This is a genomic window from Klebsiella indica, from assembly GCF_005860775.1.
In the GTDB taxonomy this organism is placed as follows: domain Bacteria; phylum Pseudomonadota; class Gammaproteobacteria; order Enterobacterales; family Enterobacteriaceae; genus Klebsiella; species Klebsiella indica.
In genome coordinates this window covers 23,466-41,543 of record NZ_VCHQ01000027.1, presented here as the reverse complement: position 1 = coordinate 41,543, position 18,078 = coordinate 23,466, and the positions used below count along the sequence as shown (strand labels likewise).

The window sequence follows — 18,078 nt, the reverse complement described above, 5'->3', positions numbered from 1 at the left end:
TCGTTGGCGGACTTCGCTCACCCCAGTCACTTACTCGTGTAAGCTCCTGGGGATTTGCTTAGTTACCGCCTTGATGCAGCTAGAAATTTATTGGGTATATTTCTTAAAGGAATCAGCCAGTTTCTGCGTGGCAGAACGGAATACGCCCAGATCGCTGCCGACGGCGACAAAGGTCGCTCCCCATTCCAGATAGCGACGCGCATCCGCTTCTACTGGCGCCAGAATACCGCTCGGCTTACCGTGCTTTTTCGCGCTCGCGAAGATGTACTGGATAGCTTTCTGCACTTCCGGGTGGGATGCATTGCCCAGATGGCCTAACGCAGCGGCCAGATCGCTTGGACCGACGAAAATACCGTCAACGCCATCGGTAGCCGCAATCGCCTCGACGTTTTCCATGCCCTGCTGACTTTCGATTTGCACCAGGATGGTGATATTTTTGTTGGACTGGGCGAAATAATCCGCCACGGTGCCGAACATATTGGCGCGGTGTGACACGGAAACGCCGCGAATACCTTCTGGCGGATAGCGGGTTGAGGCCACGGCATTAGCAGCCTCTTCTTCAGTCTCCACGAACGGGATCAGGAAGTTGTAGAAGCCGATATCCAGCAGGCGCTTAATGATCACCGGCTCATTGGTCGGCACACGCACTACCGGCGCGCTGGAACTCCCTTTCAGCGCCATCAGTTGCGGGATAAAGGTGGAAATATCGTTCGGCGCATGTTCACCATCCAGCACCAGCCAGTCGAAACCAGCCAGGCCTAAAACTTCGGTACTGCCGGCGCTGGCCAGCGCGGACCAGCAGCCAATCTGCACCTGATGAGCCGCCAGGGCCGCCTTAAATTTGTTCGGGAAGATATCGTTTTTCATTACTTATACCTTGTCACTTAACCGTTAGTTATTTCTGCAGTTCCATACGTTTGATGTCGCCGACAACGAACAGATAGCAAATCATTGCCATCAGGGCCGGGCATCCAACGAAGACCAGGGCTGCGTTCAATGAGTGCAGCTCGCTCACCAGGCACCCCATCACCAGCGGGGTTACGATGGAAGCAACCATTTGATATAATTAAGTTTAGTACCTCTTTCCGCGACACCGCCCGACTTTTTATGGTCCATATCGACGACCGCACCATTCCCGGAGATAAACTTCAGCTCTTCTTTGGTCATTCGTGGATGTCCGGTCGGGTTGTGAAACAGTTTGCCCCACGGTCCGGTTAGAATAAAAATGAGCAACAAAATTAAATGTCGGATTGATACATTCTTTTTCTGTTCTATCGTTATATCCAGACTCATTTAATATTCCCCTGGTACGAAACCCCTGCCATTTATTTATTTTTTGGTATGATTCTTAATTATTCAGGACTCAATATCAGGTAGTATCAATATACTCATCCGGCGCAGAGCAAGTAAGACTCAGTATAATCAGCTCGCGGCCATTGAACACTGTGCATATAACCTATAAATGACATATAAAAACCATTATTGCTGTGCATATGACACAAGCAGTGGGCGCTGATGCACAATTCCAGTGATTTCCTGCCTGGCAGCGTTCTCTCTCGCCACGATGAGTGATTTAGATCACATTTTCGAATCTGAACACCTGACACTCTTTATTACATAAATCTGCACATCAGGAATTGAATAACCGTTTTATTTTATTATTCACACCTTTTATGGAGAATACTGGACAATGGCTGACGTTGAAATTAGACAACCATCACCGACGGCGTTTTATATAAAAGTACACCAAACAGATAATGTGGCAATTATTGTTAACGATCGAGGTTTAAAAGCCGGAACACGCTTTCCTGACGGGCTCACGCTCGTCGAACATATCCCACAAGGCCACAAAGTCGCGCTGGTCGATATTCCCGCGCACGGAGAAATCATCCGCTATGGAGAAGTGATTGGCTACGCTGTACGCGATATCCCGCAGGGCAGCTGGATTGATGAATCGCTGGTCGAACTGCCAAAAGCGCCGCCGTTACATACCTTACCCCTGGCAACCAAAGTCCCTGCGCCTCTGCCGCCGCTGGAGGGTTATACCTTCGAAGGGTATCGTAACGCCGACGGTAGCGTCGGGACCAAAAACCTGCTCGGTATTAGCACCAGCGTGCACTGCGTGGCAGGGGTTGTGGATTATGTGGTTAAAATTATCGAACGTGACCTTCTGCCGAAGTATCCTAACGTCGATGGCGTTGTGGGTCTGAACCACCTTTATGGCTGCGGCGTGGCAATTAATGCCCCGGCGGCTGTCGTGCCAATCCGCACTATTCACAACCTTGCGCTCAACCCGAACTTCGGCGGCGAGGTGATGGTCATCGGCCTCGGTTGCGAAAAACTTCAGCCGGAACGCCTGTTAAAAGGTACCGATGATGTGAAAAGCATCCCGGTGGATAGCGCCAGCATCGTCAGCCTTCAGGATGAGAAGCACGTGGGTTTTAAATCAATGGTTGATGACATTCTGCAGGTCGCCGAGCGCCATCTGGAGAAACTGAATCAGCGCCAGCGAGAAACCTGCCCGGCTTCCGAACTGGTCGTCGGTATGCAGTGCGGCGGCAGCGACGCGTTTTCTGGTGTAACCGCCAATCCGGCAGTGGGCTATGCTTCAGATCTGCTGGTCCGCTGCGGTGCGACGGTCATGTTCTCGGAGGTGACCGAAGTGCGCGATGCAATCCATCTGCTGACGCCGCGCGCTATCAACGAAGAGGTGGGAAAACGTCTGCTGGAAGAGATGGCCTGGTACGATAACTACCTCGATATGGGGAAAACCGATCGTAGCGCCAATCCTTCTCCCGGTAACAAAAAAGGCGGCCTGGCGAACGTAGTCGAGAAGGCGCTGGGTTCTATCGCTAAATCCGGGAAGAGCGCGATTGCCGAGGTGCTCTCTCCGGGGCAGCGGCCAACTAAACGCGGTCTGATTTACGCCGCAACGCCAGCCAGCGATTTCGTCTGTGGCACCCAGCAGGTGGCATCCGGGATCACGGTGCAGGTATTTACCACCGGCCGCGGTACGCCGTATGGCCTGGCGGCAGTGCCGGTCATTAAGATGGCGACGCGTACCGAGCTGGCGAATCGCTGGTATGACTTAATGGATATCAACGCCGGAACTATCGCCACCGGTGAAGAGACGATCGAAGAAGTGGGTCTGAAGCTGTTTGAATTTATTCTTGCTGTCGCCAGCGGCCGCAAGAAGACTTTCTCCGATCAATTGGGCCTGCACAATCAGCTCGCGGTGTTTAACCCGGCGCCGGTGACCTGATTAATATCACATCGTCATTTTTCCGGCCGGGGAAACGCTGTCTTCCCCGGTTTATACTCTGAATAATTCGAGTTGCAGAACAAAACGGTTAACCGTTTTGCGCGGCCGCTGCGCTGGCCCCGCCGGAGCGAGACCGAAGGCCGGGTAATGCGGCCACAAAACGCATCCCCCGGATGCATACAATCAGCCCGTAGCGGGATAAGCGCAGGACTCCAACAAAAACGCGGCCTGAAGTATGAGGGATATATTTATCCCATACCTGAACCAGATTTAACTAAGATAACCTCTATTCCGCTCCTCCGTAGCCCCTCCAGGCTGTCCGTCGGAATCGCTTCATCGACAATAATCATGTCAATGCGCTGAGTATCAATAATCTTGTGCAGACTGGAACGGTTGAATTTACTCGAATCCGTGACGACGATGATGCTTTCTGCCACTTCACACATCCGGCGATTCAGCCGGGCTTCGTCTTCATTATGGGTACTGACGCCGCGCTCTAAATCAATCGCGTCAACGCCAAGAAACAGCATATCGAAGTGGTAATTCTGCAAGGATTGTTCAGCCTGATCGCCATAAAATGACTGCGACTGACGGCGCAGGTGGCCCCCGGTCATCAGTAGCTCAACCCCTTCCGCATCCAGTAGAGCATTGGCGACGTTCATACCATTCGTCATCGCAATCACATCGGTATGCTGACGCAGCAGGCGGGCAATCTCATACGTCGTGGTACCGGAGTCAAGGATCACCCGGTGCCCGGGTTTAATGAGCTCAACAGCAGCCCTGGCGATACTACGTTTCACCGCCGTATTGAGCGCGCTTTTATCTTCCACTGAGGGTTCAACAGCAGGTGTATTACTGTCGCAAATCAGAGCACCGCCGTAAGCACGCACGGCAATACCCTGCTTCTCCAGAAAGGCAAGATCGTTACGGATCGTCACCGTAGAGACAGCATATAGCGCCGCAAGATCGTTGACCTGTACGCTTCCCTGCTGCCGCAATCGCTGAATAATCTGCTCTCTTCGTTCGCTGGTTCCGGTGATACGCCTGTCAGCGGAAGAATCGGTATCGCTCATAACAAATCCCTTAGTCAAAACTTTCGTTTCATTTCGATTTGCCTATTAACACCTTTCTTTTTGCAGAATGCAAGCCCTGCCAGCGCCCCGTAACATCTCTTAACTGTGGCTGAATGCTTTCATTATGTTTCTTTTGTGAAACAGATCGGAAAACCATTATCTTTCGTTTTATTTTTACAAGGCCCTGATGCAGTATGAAATGAAACAAAACGAAAGATATATGTCGAAGCCAGCTGACATGGAGAGGAAAGTGAAACATCTGACAATAATGGTGGAACAGCATAAACGGGGAAAGGCCAACGGGATTTATGCCGTATGTTCGGCGCATCCACTGGTGCTGGAATCCGCAATACGCTACGCCCATGCCAACCACACGCCGCTATTGATCGAGGCCACCTCAAATCAGGTTGACCAGTTTGGCGGCTACACGGGCATGACCCCGGCCGATTTTCGCCGCTTTGTCTGCCAGCTGGCGGACACGCTTAATTTCCCCCAGCAGCAGCTGATTCTGGGCGGCGACCATCTGGGCCCTAACCGTTGGCAGAATCTGTCAGCGGAACTGGCCATGGCCAGGGCCGACGATTTGATCAAAAGCTACGTGGCCGCAGGGTTTAAAAAGATCCACCTTGATTGCAGCATGTCCTGTCAGGGCGATCCGCTGCCATTAACCGACGCCATCGTCGCTGAACGCGCCGCGCGTCTGGCGAAAATTGCCGAAGAAACCTGCGTTGCGCAGTTTGGCGAATCCGATCTCGTCTACGTCATTGGTACCGAAGTACCGGTTCCTGGCGGCGCTCATGAAGCGCTAACCGAGCTGGCGGTCACCACGCCCGATGCGGCACGCGCCACGCTGGAAGCCCATCGCCATGCGTTTGAAAAACAGGGGCTCGGCGCCATCTGGCCCCGTATCATCGGGCTGGTCGTGCAACCCGGCGTTGAATTTGACAACGCGCGCGTCATTGATTATCAGCCGCAAAAAGCCGCCGCCCTGAGCGAGATGGTGGAAACGTATGACACGCTGGTATTCGAAGCGCACTCCACGGATTACCAGACGCCGCAATCGCTGCGTCAGCTAGTAAAAGATCACTTCGCCATCCTGAAAGTCGGCCCGGCCCTGACCTTTGCCCTGCGCGAAGCGCTGTTCTCGCTGGCGGCTATCGAAGAGGAGCTACTGCCAGCCAAAGCCTGCTCCGGCCTGCGCCATGTGCTTGAGAGCGTAATGCTCGACCGCCCGGAATACTGGCAGAGCCACTACCATGGGGATGGCAACGCGCGTCGTCTGGCCCGCGGCTACAGCTACTCCGACCGCGTTCGCTACTACTGGCCAGACAGCCTGATTGATGAGGCTTTTGCACGACTGGTACGCAACCTGGCGGACGACCCCATCCCGCTGCCGCTCATTAGCCAGTATTTACCGTTGCAGTACGTAAAAGTGCGCGAAGGGGATCTCAGTGCCACGCCGCAGGAACTCATCATCAGCCATATTCAGGACATACTGCAGCAGTACCACGCCGCCTGCCAGGGCGTTACATCCCTGCACGGATAACAAGAAAGGAGAAAAACACGATGCCAAATATTGTATTAAGCCGCATTGACGAAAGGCTTATCCACGGCCAGGTCGGCGTACAGTGGGTCGGATTTGCGGGGGCGAATCTGGTACTGGTCGCCAACGATGAAGTGGCGGAAGACACCGTCCAGCAGAGCCTGATGGAAATGGTGCTGGCTGAAGGAATTGCTGTGCGCTTCTGGTCGCTGCAGAAAGTGATCGACAACATTCACCGCGCCGCCGATCGGCAGAAAATTTTGCTGGTTTGCAGAACGCCGGCTGATTTTCTCAAACTGGTTGAGGGCGGCGTTCCCGTCACACGCATCAACGTAGGAAACATGCATTACGCCGAAGGTAAACAACAAATTGCCAAAACGGTTTCTGTCGACGCCAACGATATCAGCGCGTTTAACGGCCTGAAGGCCGCCGGAGTGGAATGCTTCGTTCAGGGCGTGCCGACAGAACCTGCTTTGGATCTCTTTAAACTACTTTGAGGGATTCACAATGGAAATCAGTCTGTTGCAGGCTATTGCATTAGGCATTCTCGCTTTCATTGCCGGCCTGGATATGTTCAACGGGTTAACGCACATGCACCGTCCGGTAGTACTTGGCCCGCTGGTTGGCCTGATTCTGGGCGATCTGCATACCGGTATCTTAACCGGCGGTACGCTGGAACTGGTGTGGATGGGACTGGCTCCGCTGGCCGGCGCTCAGCCGCCGAACGTGATTATCGGTACCATCGTGGGCACGACTTTCGCTATTACCACCGGCGTGAAACCTGACGTCGCCGTCGGTGTCGCCGTACCATTCGCGGTAGCGGTGCAAATGGGAATTACCTTCCTGTTCTCCGTCATGTCCGGCGTGATGTCCCGCTGCGATCGCATGGCGGCTAACGCAGATACCCGAGGCATTGAACGAGTCAACTATCTGGCGCTACTGGCGTTAGGCATTTTCTATTTCCTTTGCGCATTCCTGCCGATTTACTTCGGGGCTGAACACGCAAAAACCGCGATTGATGTTCTGCCGGAGCGTCTGATTGACGGTCTGGGCGTCGCAGGCGGCATCATGCCAGCCATCGGTTTTGCCGTACTGCTGAAAATCATGATGAAAAACGTCTACATCCCCTACTTCATCATCGGTTTCGTTGCCGCAGCATGGCTCAAGCTTCCGGTCCTGGCTATCGCCGCCGCTGCGCTGGCAATGGCGCTGATCGATCTGCTGCGTAAATCTCCTGAACCGACTCAACCGGCGGCACAGAAAGAGGAATTCGAAGATGGCATCTAACCAACATACTCTGCCGAATACTTCCGATAATGATAATGAAGAAACGCTGCTTACCGGCGTAAACGAAAACATCTATGAAGATCAAAGTATTGGCGCAGAACTGACGAAAAAAGATATCAACCGCGTGGCCTGGCGCTCTATGCTGCTACAGGCTTCCTTTAACTACGAACGTATGCAGGCTTCCGGTTGGCTGTATGGTCTGTTACCCGCGCTGAAAAAGATCCATACCAACCAACGCGACCTGGCGCGCGCCATGAAAGGCCATATGGGCTTCTTCAACACCCATCCCTTCCTGGTGACGTTTGTTATCGGCATTATCCTGGCAATGGAGCGTTCAAAGCAGGATGTAAACAGTATTCAAAGCACCAAAATCGCCGTTGGCGCGCCGCTCGGCGGGATTGGCGATGCGATGTTCTGGCTAACGCTGTTACCTATTTGCGGCGGTATTGGGGCCAGTCTGGCATTACAGGGGTCTATTCTCGGCGCGGTGGTCTTTATTGTGCTGTTTAACGTAGTCCACCTCGGACTGCGCTTTGGTCTGGCGCACTATGCTTACCGTATGGGTGTTGCGGCGATACCGCTTATCAAAGCGAACACGAAAAAAGTAGGTCACGCGGCGTCTATTGTCGGGATGACGGTCATTGGCGCGCTCGTTGCGACCTATGTTCGTCTGAACACCACGCTCGAAATCAAGGCTGGTGATGCAATCGTCAAACTGCAGGCCGATGTTATCGACAAGCTGATGCCCGCGTTTTTGCCGCTGGTCTATACCCTGACCATGTTCTGGCTGGTACGCCGCGGCTGGAGTCCGCTGCGCCTCATCGGTATCACCGTGCTACTCGGCGTGGTTGGTAAGTTCTGTCACTTCCTGTAAAACAAAGAGGTCTGAGATGTTGGGTATCATTTTGACGGGGCATGGTGGATTTGCCAGCGGGATGGAAAAAGCGATGAAACAGATCCTCGGCGAACAGCTGCAGTTTATCGCCATCGATTTTCCGGAAACCTCCACCACTGCGCTGCTCACCTCACAGCTTGAGCAGGCGGTTGCATCACTGGACGGCGAGGAAGGTCTCGTATTTTTGACCGACCTGCTCGGCGGCACGCCGTTCCGCGTCGCATCGACGCTGGCAATGCAAAAACCAGGACGCGAAGTGATTACCGGCACTAATCTGCAGTTGCTGCTGGAAATGGTACTGGAGCGCGACGAACTCAGCAGCGAGGCGTTTCGCGTACAGGCGCTGGAGTGCGGGCATCGCGGCCTGACCAGCCTGGTTGATGAGATGGGGCGCTGTCGTGAAGATAGTCCCATTGAGGAAGGGATATGACACAAATACTGCGCGCCAGACGTCTGCTCACCGAGCAGGGCTGGCTGGACGATCATCAGTTGCGTATTGAAGAGGGCCTCATCACCGCAATAGAGCCCATTCCGGCGGGTGCCCCACGCGACGCCGGGCTGCTTTGTCCAGCTTATATCGATACTCACGTCCACGGCGGCGCCGGAATCGATGTAATGGACGATGCGCCGGATGCGCTCGATCGACTGGCGATGCATAAAGCGCGTGAAGGGGTAGCCGCCTGGCTGCCCACCACCGTCACCGCGCCATTGAAAATAATTCACCGTGCGCTGGAGCGCATCGCGAAACGCTACCATTGCGGCGGTCCGGGCGCGCAGGTGTTGGGAAGTAATCTGGAAGGTCCATACTTCACCCCGCAAAACAAAGGCGCCCATCCTCCAGAGTTGTTCCGGGAACTGAATCTCGCCGAGCTGAATGAGCTGATAGCGATTTCCCAGAATACCCTGCGCGTGGTCGCGCTGGCGCCAGAAAAACCCGGAGCATTACAGGCGATTAAACATCTGAAGCAACAGGGCATACGGGTAATGCTGGGGCATAGCGCGGCGACCTGGGAACAAACATGCGCCGCCTTTGACGCAGGCGCGGACGGGCTGGTGCATTGCTACAACGGCATGACCGGTTTACATCACCGGGAGCCGGGAATGGTTGGCGCGGGATTAACCGACCCGCGTGCGTGGCTGGAGCTTATCGCTGACGGCCACCACGTTCATCCGGCAGCCATGAAGTTATGCTGCTGCTGTGCGAAAGACAGAGTGGTGCTGATCACCGATGCGATGCAGGCAGCCGGTATGCCTGACGGGAGCTATACGTTGTGTGGCGAAAAGGTGGAAATGTACGGAGGTATCGTGCGGACCGCTTCCGGTAGCCTGGCTGGCAGCACGCTGTCCGTGGATGCCGCGGTGCGCAATATGGTTAAACTCACGGCGATCGCCCCTGAGGAAGCGATCCATATGGCTTCGCTGCATCCGGCCCGTCTGCTGGGGATCGACCATCAGCTGGGTTCACTAAAAGTAGGTAAACGGGCCAGCGTCATCGCCCTTGACGACGGGCTGCATTTACAACAAATCTGGATTCAGGGCCGGGCTCTCCCCCTGTAGCCCTTTCATCGTACCTCATACTGGCCTTCGATCAGCGATCGTAAGGCCTTTCTTTTCCTTTCGTTTCAGAAAAGCCGAATCTCGTTTACGCAAAATCTATTCTTATAGATCAATATGATACAAAAACCTTTCCCTTCATTGATCACAAACTTCGTTTTATTTCATTTCGCATTATTGAACTTTCGATTTCTTTCATATAAATTTAAATCAATCTAATATGTGAAAAAGTGAAACGAAACGAAAGATAACGACATTTTGCCAGCGTCTAATGTGGAATTCACAATATTAAGGACTCACGTTATGCCAGAAACCTACACCCCTGCTGCCGCGACGACCGGAACCTGGACCGAAAAAGAGATCCGTCAGCAGCCTGCCTGTTGGATCCGCTCACTGAATAATATCGACAAGATTCGCCCCGCGATCGACGGCTTTCTCGCGCCACTGCTGCGTAAAAACGATCTGCGGATCGTCCTGACCGGAGCAGGCACTTCAGCATTTATTGGCGAGATCATCGCCCCCTGGCTTGCCAGCCATACCGGAAAAAACATCAGCGCCGTCCCGACCACCGATCTGGTCACCAACCCAATGGACTATCTGAACCCGGCGCATCCGCTGCTGCTGGTCTCCTTCGCCCGTTCCGGGAATAGCCCGGAGAGCGTTGCCGCAGTTGAACTGGCAAACCAGTTTGTCCCTGAGTGCTACCACTTTTCGATTACCTGTAACGAGGCGGGCAGTCTGTATCAAAACGCGGTTGAGAACGACAACGCTTTCGCACTGCTGATGCCCGCAGAAACCCACGATCGCGGCTTCGCAATGACCAGCAGCATTACCACTATGATGGCCAGTTGTCTGGCGGTCTTCGCGCCGGAGGTTATTAACAGCCGGGCATTCCGCGATGTGGCCGATCGCTGCCAAACGATCCTCACCTCGCTCGGCGATTTCAGCCACGGCGTGTTCGGCAATGATCCCTGGAAACGGATCGTTTACCTCGGTAGCGGCGGGCTGCAGGGTGCCGCACGCGAATCATCGCTGAAGGTACTGGAGCTGACGGCAGGTAAACTGGCGGCGTTTTATGATACGCCGACCGGTTTCCGCCACGGCCCGAAATCACTGGTGAATAATGAAACGCTGATCGTGGTGTATATCTCCAGCCATCCATACACTCGCCGGTACGATCTCGATCTACTGGCGGAACTGCGGCGCGATCGTCAGGCGATGCGCGTCGTGGCCATTACCGCTGAAAGCGATGCGGTTATCGAGGCCGGTCCGTATATTCTGCTGCCGCCAGCGCGTCATTTCATCGATATGGAACTGGCTTTCTGCTTCCTGATGTATGCCCAGGTATTTGCCCTCACCCAGTCGATCGATGTTGGTAATACGCCGGATACCCCCTCCGCCAGCGGCACAGTCAACCGTGTGGTACAGGGTGTTGTTATTCATCCCTGGCAGGCTTAAGAGGATCCGATCATGAGTATTATTTCCACGAAATATCTCCTGCAGGACGCTCAGGCGCAAGGTTACGCGGTACCGGCCTTCAATATCCATAATGCCGAGACGATCCAGGCGATCCTTGAAGTGTGCAGCGAAATGCAATCACCGGTGATCCTCGCCGGGACGCCGGGCACCTTTAAACATATCGCGCTGGAAGAGATCTATGCGCTGTGCAGCGCGTATTCCACCAGCTTCGGTATACCGCTGGCGCTACACCTCGATCACCATGAATCGCTGGATGATATTCGCCATAAGGTGAATGCTGGCGTACGTAGCGCCATGATCGACGGCAGCCACTTCCCGTTTGCAGAGAACGTAAGGCTGGTAAAATCGGTGGTGGATTTTTGCCACGCTCGGGACTGTAGCGTGGAAGCCGAACTGGGACGTCTGGGCGGGGTAGAAGATGACATGAGTGTTGATGCGGAAAGCGCTTTTCTGACCGACCCGCAGGAGGCAAAACGCTTTGTGGAACAGACTGGCGTGGATAGCCTGGCCGTTGCTATCGGCACCGCGCATGGCCTTTACACCAAGAAACCGAAAATAGATTTCCAGCGTCTGGCGGAAATTCGCAAAATGGTTGATATCCCGCTGGTATTACACGGCGCAAGCGATGTTCCTGATCAATACGTTCGCCGCACCATTGAGCTGGGCGTCTGCAAGGTCAACGTCGCAACCGAACTGAAAATCGCCTTTGCCGATGCGGTCAAAAAGTGGTTTGCCGAAAATCCGCAGGGTAACGATCCGCGTTATTACATGCGCGTCGGCATGAACGCGATGAAAGAAGTGGTGCGTAGCAAAATTAACGTTTGCGGCTCGGCAAACAAAATTTCCGCGGACCATGATTTAACGTAAAACTCGTCTGCATTCAGTCGTTTTGGTCAGGGGGGAACCCTCTGACCAAATAACCGGGCGGATATTACGCCCGGCATCCTTCAGGTTGCATAGACGCTGGCAATAATCCGCCCCATCCCTGGGCCTGGCGCGCTTCCTTATTCTGGTTAATCATCGTTTGTACGCTTACCGGCGCAAGCCTCGTTTTTATGGCTTATCACAACGAGAAATACTTACTCCCCCTGCTGCTCCAGCGCATACTTATACAGCGCATTTTTCTTCACGCCATGAATCTCCGCAGCCAGCGCCGCAGCTTTTTTCAGCGGTAATTCAGCCTGCAGCAGCACCAGCGTGCGCAAAGCCACCGCTGGCAACGCCTCTTCCTGCGCTTTAAAACCTTCGACGATCAGCACCATCTCGCCTTTGCGACGGTTTTCATCCTCTTTTACCCATGCCAGCAGCTCGCCAATCGGTGCGCCGTAGATAGATTCCCAGGTTTTCGTCAGCTCACGCGCCAGCACCACGTAGCGGGATTCGCCCAGCACCGTGCAGATATCTTCCAGACTCTCCAGAAGGCGGTGGGTTGACTCATAAAAGATAATTGTGCGCGGCTCTTCTTCCAGCGCCTTCAGCGTATCGCGGCGCCCTTTTGACTTTGCGGGCAAAAAACCTTCGTAGCAGAAACGATCCGAGGGCAGCCCCGCCGCACTCAACGCCGCGATGGCCGCGCAGGGGCCCGGCAGCGGCACCACGCGAATATTGGCCTCCCGACAGGTACGTACCAGATGATAACCGGGATCGTTAATCAGCGGCGTTCCGGCATCGGAAACCAGCGCGATGTTTTGCCCTTCTTTTAACTTTGCTACCAGCGTTTCAGCCTTTTGCTGCTCATTATGGTCATGAAGCGCAAATAAACGGGCGTTAATCGCAAAATGCTGCAACAGCATACCGGTATGGCGAGTGTCTTCCGCTGCAACTAAATCAACGGATTGCAACACTTCCAGCGCACGTTGCGTGATATCAGACAGATTTCCTATCGGAGTGGGCACAATATAGAGTTGCCCCTGAGAATTATCCGCTGATTCGTGTTGTTTCATTGTTTCGTCCGTATTGCCGAATTAATATTGAGCATTGAGCAAAAAAAATATCACTGGACACATATGGTACCGTCAACATTTCTTCGTTCTAAACCCGTGCGTTGTCTGCCCGTATTGCTGGCCGCTCTGATCTTTGCCGGCTGCGGCACCCATACCCCGGACCAAAGCACGGCGTATTTGCAGGGTACGACACAGGCAGACTCCAGTTACTACCTGGAACAGATGCAGCAAAGCTCGAATGATAGCAAGACCAACTGGCAATTACTCGCCATTCGTGCACTGCTTCAGGAAGGGAAGAAGGCGCAGGCTATAGACCTCTTCAATCAATTACCTTCCAGCCTCAACACGATCCAAAGCCGCGAACAATCGCTGCTGGCAGTTGAAGTGAAGCTGGCGCAGAACGATTTCCAGGGCGCGCAGGCGCTGCTGAATAAACTCTCCCCTGCGAGCCTTGAGCAAAATCAGCAACCGCGCTACTGGCAGGCGCAAATTGACGCCAGCCAGGGGAAGCCATCGCTGAATCTGCTGCGGGCTTTGATTGCCCAGCAACCGTTGCTGGGCCAGGTCCAACAAAAACAGAAAAATATCGACGAGACCTGGAAGGCGCTCACCGCCATGACTCAGGAGCAGGCCAACGCGCTGGTGATCAACGCCGACGAGAACGTTCTGCAGGGCTGGCTGGATCTGCAGCATGTATGGTTTGACCACCGTAACGATCCAACAATGCTCAAAGCGGGTATTAAAGACTGGCAGATCCGTTACCCGCAGAACCCGGGCGCGAAAATGCTACCGACAGCACTGGTTCATATGGAAAATTACCAGGCCGCATCGACCAATAAAATCGCGCTGCTGCTGCCGCTCAACGGTCAGGCGGCGATTTTTGGCCGGACTATCCAGCAGGGCTTTGAAGCGGCGAAAAACGGCGTGCCTGCCGTCGCGGGAAGCGCTGTCCCCGTCCAGGTCGCCCAGGCGACGAATGTGGCTGATAGCGCAGTGGTAAGTCCGTCGCAGGCGGAAGTCACCGATCTCACCGCTACCAACAATGCCCCGGCCACGGCGCAAACATCCGCGCCAGTGACCGCGCCAACAACAGTGCAGGCTGCAACGCCAGAAACCACCAGCACTGACGTGGAAACCACCACCCCGTCGGCCGCGGTTCCACAGACTCAGGCGCTGGCCGCAGCCCCGGCCAACCCTTCCGCTGAACTGAAAATTTACGACACCACAACCCAGCCCATGAGTCAGCTGCTGGCTCAGGTGCAGCAGGACGGCGCAACGATCGTGGTGGGGCCGCTATTGAAAAATAACGTCGAAGAGGTTATCAAGAGCAATACCTCGCTGAACGTGCTGGCGCTCAATCAGCCGGAAAAAGTCGAAAGCCGCGCCAATCTCTGCTATTTCGCCCTCTCCCCGGAAGATGAAGCCCGCGATGCGGCGCATCACATTCACGATCAGGGCAAACAGACGCCGCTGCTCCTGGTCCCACGCGGCGCGCTTGGCGATCGCGTGGTTAACGCCTTTGCCAACGAGTGGCTCAAGCTAGGTGGCGGTACCGTGCTGCAACAGCGTCTGGGCTCAACCGCCGAGCTGCGCGCTAGCGTCAACAGCGGTATCTCGTTAAGCGGTACCCCGGTCTCCACCCTGCCATCAGCGCAGGATAGCGTGCAGCCAGGCCCAGGCGATGTGCCTGTCAGCAGCACAGGCAGCGTCGACGCCGCGTATATCCTGGCGACGCCGGAACAAATCGGATACATCAAGCCAATGATCGCCCTGCGTAACGGCAGCCAGAACGGCGTGACGCTGTACGCCAGTTCCCGTAGTGCCCAGGGAACCTTAGGGCCGGATTTCCGTCTGGAGATGGAAGGCCTGCAATACAGCGAGATCCCGATGCTGGCAGGCAGTAATCCGACGCTGCAACAGCAGGCGCTGGCCGCCGTACATAACGACTATTCGCTGGCGCGGCTGTATGCTATGGGCGCCGATGCCTGGTCGCTGGCCAACCATTTCTCGCAAATGCGTCAGGTTCCAGGTTTTGAGCTCCATGGTAATACCGGCGATCTTACGGCCACGCCGGAGTGCGTGATCAACAGGAAACTGTCATGGCTCAAATACCAGGGCGGGCAAATTGTCGCAGCCAACTAAGTAAGCAGACCGGTAATGCCCGGGAAATCCAGGCTCGCCGCTGGCTGGAGAGTCAGAGTCTGCGTTTTATCGCCGCTAACGTCCACGAGCATGGCGGTGAAATTGACCTCATCATGCGCGACGGGAGCGTCACTGTATTTGTGGAAGTGCGCTATCGTCGCAGCGCAAACTACGGCGATGCCGCCTCCAGCGTCACGCAACAAAAGCAACAAAGACTGCTCAAAGCCGCTCGTGGGTGGCTTTCCCGACATAATGGGAGTTTTGAGACTGTGGATTGCCGTTTCGATGTGGTAGCCTTCACCGGAGACGACATACAATGGCTAAAAAACGCCTTTGGCGAATAGCGTATCCCCAAAATAATTCGAGTTGCAGGACAAGGCACTTGTGCTTTGAACAGCGCTGGCGCTGGCCGGGTAACGCGGCAAGCGAGAAAGTCCCGATGAGCTTACTCAAATACGTGATTCGGGCGAACGAGCGTAGCCAACGCACAAGCAACTTGAAGTATGACGGGTATAAATGAATTAAGGGATCCCGTGCTCGACAGAATTAAAGCCTGCTTCACTGAAAGCATCCAAACCCAAATTGCAGCAGCAGAAGCGCTCCCTGACGCCATCTCCCGTGCCGCGATGACGATCGTGCAATCGCTGTTGAATGGCAACAAAATCCTCTGTTGTGGTAATGGCACTTCTGCCGCCAACGCACAGCATTTTGCTGCCAGCATGATTAATCGTTTTGAAACCGAGCGTCCTGGTTTACCCGCCATTGCACTAAATACCGATAATGTGGTCTTAACCGCAATTGCCAACGATCGCCTGCACGACGAAATTTACGCCAAGCAGGTGCGCGCATTAGGACACGCAGGCGATGTGCTGCTGGCAATTTCTACGCGCGGCAACAGCCGGGATATCGTGAAAGCCGTGGAAGCGGCGGTCACCCGTGATATGACTATCGTGGCGTTAACCGGTTATGACGGCGGTGAACTGGCGGGCCTTTTAGGCCAGCAGGATGTTGAAATCCGCATTCCTTCGCATCGCAGCGCGCGAATTCAGGAGATGCACATGCTCACTGTCAATTGTTTGTGTGATTTAATCGATAACACGCTTTTTCCACACCAGGACGACTAAGGAGAACACATGAAGGCTCTCTCGCCCCTCGCTATTCTGCTGTCTGCGCTACTGCTTCAGGGATGCGTCGCCGCAGCGGTAGTCGGCGCAGCAGCTGTCGGCACAAAAGCCGCGACAGATCCGCGTACCGTGGGAACCCAGGTTGATGACGGCACGCTGGAGCTGCGCGTCAACAACGCCCTGTCGAAAGACGAACAGATTAAGAAACAGGCCCGTATCAATGTTACCGCTTATCAGGGGAAAGTTCTGCTGACCGGGCAGTCCCCAACGTCAGCGCTTTCCGCGCGCGCGAAGCAAATCGCTTTGGGCGTAGAGGGAGCGGCGGAGGTGTATAACGAAGTGCGTCAGGGCCAGCCAATCAGCTTAGGTACCGCCTCTTCTGATACCTGGATTACCACGAAGGTCCGTTCCCAACTGTTGGCTTCCGATTTGGTGAAATCATCCAATGTGAAGGTGACAACCGAAAACGGTGAGGTGTTCCTGATGGGGCTGGTAACTGAACGTGAAGGACGCGCGGCGGCGGATATCGCCAGTCGGGTCAGCGGCGTGTCTCGCGTGACGACCGCCTTTACCTATATCAAGTAAATAACTTTCTGCGGCGGCGCTTCGTCGGCCAGGCGAGACATTCAGTTCCTCTGAATGTCTCGCCCCCAACAGACGCACTGCGCCGTTTGCAGGAGGTAATCAGATTAACGCCAGCCCACCAACCACCGCGCCGCACAGCGCAACCAGCGCGCCAGTCAGCCACAGCGCTTTCGCTGGAAACGCTTTTCGCATCATAACCAGTGACGGTACACTGACCGCCGGAAGCGTAATCAACAGCGCCAACGCCGGTCCTATGCCCATCCCCGCCAGCATCATGGTCTGAACAATCGGGATCTCCGCCGCTGTCGGAATCACGAACAGACAGCCCGCAATGGCCATAGCAATCACCCAGAACAGCGTATTCTCCACGATGCCATCGGCATGCGGGAATAGCCAGACACGCGCAGCCCCCAACACCAGCACGGCCAGGATATAAACCGGGATGGTATTCCAGAACAGCGTCCACAGCACACGCAGCCAGCGGCGCAAGAAACCGTCCCCCGTCGTCTCCGGGGTAAATTCAGGGATCGCCGTAGACTGCACAGCCGCGTCCTTCACCCATTTCTGCACCAGCGTGGCGACCAGCAGAACGGTTACCAGCCCGGCAAGCAGACGAATCAACGCGAACTGCCAGCCCAGCACAAAGCCCATAAATACCAGGGTTGCCGGATTCAGCAACGGATTCCCCATCCAGAATGCCAGCGCGCCGCCCATCGATACCTGTTGCTTACGCATCCCCACCGCCACCGGCGCGGCGCAGCAGGTACACATCATGCCTGGCAATGAGAAAATAGTACCAAGCAGCGTACCGCGAAAACGCGATTCCCCCAGCGTACGCAGCAGCCAGTCGCGCGGGATCAAAACCTGAATGAGCGATCCGAGCAGCACGCCTAATACCGCCGCTTTCCAGACCGCCAGAAAGTAGACCAGCGCATAGTCCCATGCTGCCTGCAAAGGATGAGTATCACTATCGGCAAGAATAGATTTGCCGATACCGTGCGTCTCAGCGGCGGTAAACGCTTTGCCATAATAAGGCTGCCATTTGACAAACCACAGGCCGATGATAACCACGAGAAAAAAGAGTGCGGGCTTCCACCATTGAAATGGTGATGCCACCTGAGATGAAGACTGACCAGCCATAGCATTCCCCGGAGAGTGTCATGTTAAATTGAGCACATGAATAGTACGCCT

At 54.8% G+C, this 18,078-nt stretch carries 18 protein-coding genes and 1 pseudogene; 13 read left to right on the top strand and 6 right to left on the bottom strand.

From position 1 onward, the window contains the following. Positions 1–87: 87 nt before the first annotated feature. The 3 genes and pseudogenes from garL to FE839_RS25200 all read right to left on the bottom strand — a co-directional run bounded on the left by garL (position 88) and on the right by FE839_RS25200 (position 1,293). Complete coding sequence (gene garL / locus FE839_RS19520) at positions 88–867, bottom strand: 2-dehydro-3-deoxyglucarate aldolase (protein ID WP_138362437.1); 780 nt, start codon at positions 865–867, stop codon at positions 88–90. A 28-nt stretch (positions 868–895) separates the two neighbouring features. Continuing rightward, a pseudogene (locus FE839_RS25205) lies at positions 896–1,054 on the bottom strand (MFS transporter); the annotation flags it as partial. Further along, positions 1,039–1,293: a hypothetical protein gene (locus FE839_RS25200; RefSeq protein ID WP_479680755.1), complete on the bottom strand. Its 255-nt coding sequence runs from the start codon at positions 1,291–1,293 to the stop codon at positions 1,039–1,041. The pseudogene FE839_RS25205 and the gene FE839_RS25200, both read right to left, overlap by 16 nt. Before the next feature lie 397 nt (positions 1,294–1,690). Between FE839_RS25200 and garD the strand changes: the two genes are divergently transcribed. Beyond that, positions 1,691–3,262: a galactarate dehydratase gene (gene garD / locus FE839_RS19510; RefSeq protein WP_138362436.1), complete on the top strand. Its 1,572-nt coding sequence runs from the start codon at positions 1,691–1,693 to the stop codon at positions 3,260–3,262. 248 nt (positions 3,263–3,510) lie between these two features. On the opposite strand, the gene FE839_RS19505 is transcribed toward garD, so the two are convergent. Then, a complete protein-coding gene (locus FE839_RS19505; RefSeq protein ID WP_138362435.1) occupies positions 3,511–4,335 on the bottom strand; it encodes a DeoR family transcriptional regulator in 825 nt (274 codons plus the stop codon). Between the two features lie 238 nt (positions 4,336–4,573). Between FE839_RS19505 and kbaZ the strand changes: the two genes are divergently transcribed. The 8 genes from kbaZ (at position 4,574) to kbaY (ending at position 11,960) form a co-directional block, all read left to right on the top strand. Next, the gene (gene kbaZ, locus FE839_RS19500) at positions 4,574–5,881 is read left to right on the top strand and encodes a tagatose-bisphosphate aldolase subunit KbaZ (RefSeq protein WP_138362567.1); all 1,308 of its coding nucleotides are present in this window, start codon (positions 4,574–4,576) and stop codon (positions 5,879–5,881) included. A gap of 20 nt (positions 5,882–5,901) precedes the next feature. Beyond that, positions 5,902–6,375, top strand: coding sequence for a PTS N-acetylgalactosamine transporter subunit IIB (gene agaV / locus FE839_RS19495; RefSeq protein ID WP_138362434.1), 474 nt, complete (start codon positions 5,902–5,904; stop codon positions 6,373–6,375). A 10-nt stretch (positions 6,376–6,385) separates the two neighbouring features. Continuing rightward, positions 6,386–7,165, top strand: a complete 780-nt coding sequence (gene agaW, locus FE839_RS19490) for a PTS N-acetylgalactosamine transporter subunit IIC (RefSeq protein WP_138362433.1) — start codon at positions 6,386–6,388, stop codon at positions 7,163–7,165. Then, entirely contained in the window at positions 7,155–8,039 is an 885-nt protein-coding gene (gene agaE, locus FE839_RS19485) for a PTS N-acetylgalactosamine transporter subunit IID (protein WP_138362432.1), read from the top strand. The genes agaW and agaE overlap by 11 nt, the downstream gene beginning before the upstream one ends. 16 nt (positions 8,040–8,055) lie before the next feature. Then, positions 8,056–8,490, top strand: coding sequence for a PTS galactosamine/N-acetylgalactosamine transporter subunit IIA (gene agaF, locus FE839_RS19480; RefSeq protein WP_138362431.1), 435 nt, complete (start codon positions 8,056–8,058; stop codon positions 8,488–8,490). Next, the gene (gene nagA, locus FE839_RS19475; protein ID WP_138362430.1) at positions 8,487–9,617 is read left to right on the top strand and encodes an N-acetylglucosamine-6-phosphate deacetylase; all 1,131 of its coding nucleotides are present in this window, start codon (positions 8,487–8,489) and stop codon (positions 9,615–9,617) included. The genes agaF and nagA overlap by 4 nt, the downstream gene beginning before the upstream one ends. 300 nt (positions 9,618–9,917) lie before the next feature. Beyond that, complete coding sequence (locus FE839_RS19470) at positions 9,918–11,072, top strand: AgaS family sugar isomerase (protein WP_138362429.1); 1,155 nt, start codon at positions 9,918–9,920, stop codon at positions 11,070–11,072. A gap of 12 nt (positions 11,073–11,084) precedes the next feature. Continuing rightward, complete coding sequence (gene kbaY, locus FE839_RS19465) at positions 11,085–11,960, top strand: tagatose-bisphosphate aldolase subunit KbaY (RefSeq protein WP_138362428.1); 876 nt, start codon at positions 11,085–11,087, stop codon at positions 11,958–11,960. 212 nt (positions 11,961–12,172) lie between these two features. Here the strand turns inward: kbaY and rsmI are convergent, their stop codons facing one another. Beyond that, on the bottom strand, positions 12,173–13,036 hold the full coding sequence (rsmI, locus tag FE839_RS19460) for a 16S rRNA (cytidine(1402)-2'-O)-methyltransferase (protein WP_138362427.1): 864 nt from the start codon (positions 13,034–13,036) through the stop codon (positions 12,173–12,175). Between the two features lie 63 nt (positions 13,037–13,099). Here rsmI and FE839_RS19455 point away from each other — a divergent pair, with 63 nt between their 5' ends. The 4 genes from FE839_RS19455 (at position 13,100) to dolP (ending at position 16,887) form a co-directional block, all read left to right on the top strand. Then, entirely contained in the window at positions 13,100–15,178 is a 2,079-nt protein-coding gene (locus tag FE839_RS19455) for a penicillin-binding protein activator (protein ID WP_138362426.1), read from the top strand. Next, positions 15,136–15,522, top strand: a complete 387-nt coding sequence (locus FE839_RS19450) for a YraN family protein (protein WP_138362425.1) — start codon at positions 15,136–15,138, stop codon at positions 15,520–15,522. The genes FE839_RS19455 and FE839_RS19450 overlap by 43 nt, the downstream gene beginning before the upstream one ends. A 189-nt stretch (positions 15,523–15,711) precedes the next feature. Next, on the top strand, positions 15,712–16,302 hold the full coding sequence (gene diaA / locus FE839_RS19445; protein WP_138362424.1) for a DnaA initiator-associating protein DiaA: 591 nt from the start codon (positions 15,712–15,714) through the stop codon (positions 16,300–16,302). Between the two features lie 9 nt (positions 16,303–16,311). Further along, positions 16,312–16,887, top strand: coding sequence for a division/outer membrane stress-associated lipid-binding lipoprotein (dolP, locus tag FE839_RS19440; protein ID WP_138362423.1), 576 nt, complete (start codon positions 16,312–16,314; stop codon positions 16,885–16,887). Positions 16,888–16,986: 99 nt separating this feature from the next. Here dolP and FE839_RS19435 read toward each other — a convergent pair whose 3' ends face one another. After that, positions 16,987–18,027 (bottom strand): permease, encoded by a 1,041-nt coding sequence (locus tag FE839_RS19435; RefSeq protein ID WP_138362422.1) that lies wholly within the window; start codon positions 18,025–18,027, stop codon positions 16,987–16,989. Positions 18,028–18,078: the final 51 nt, after the last annotated feature.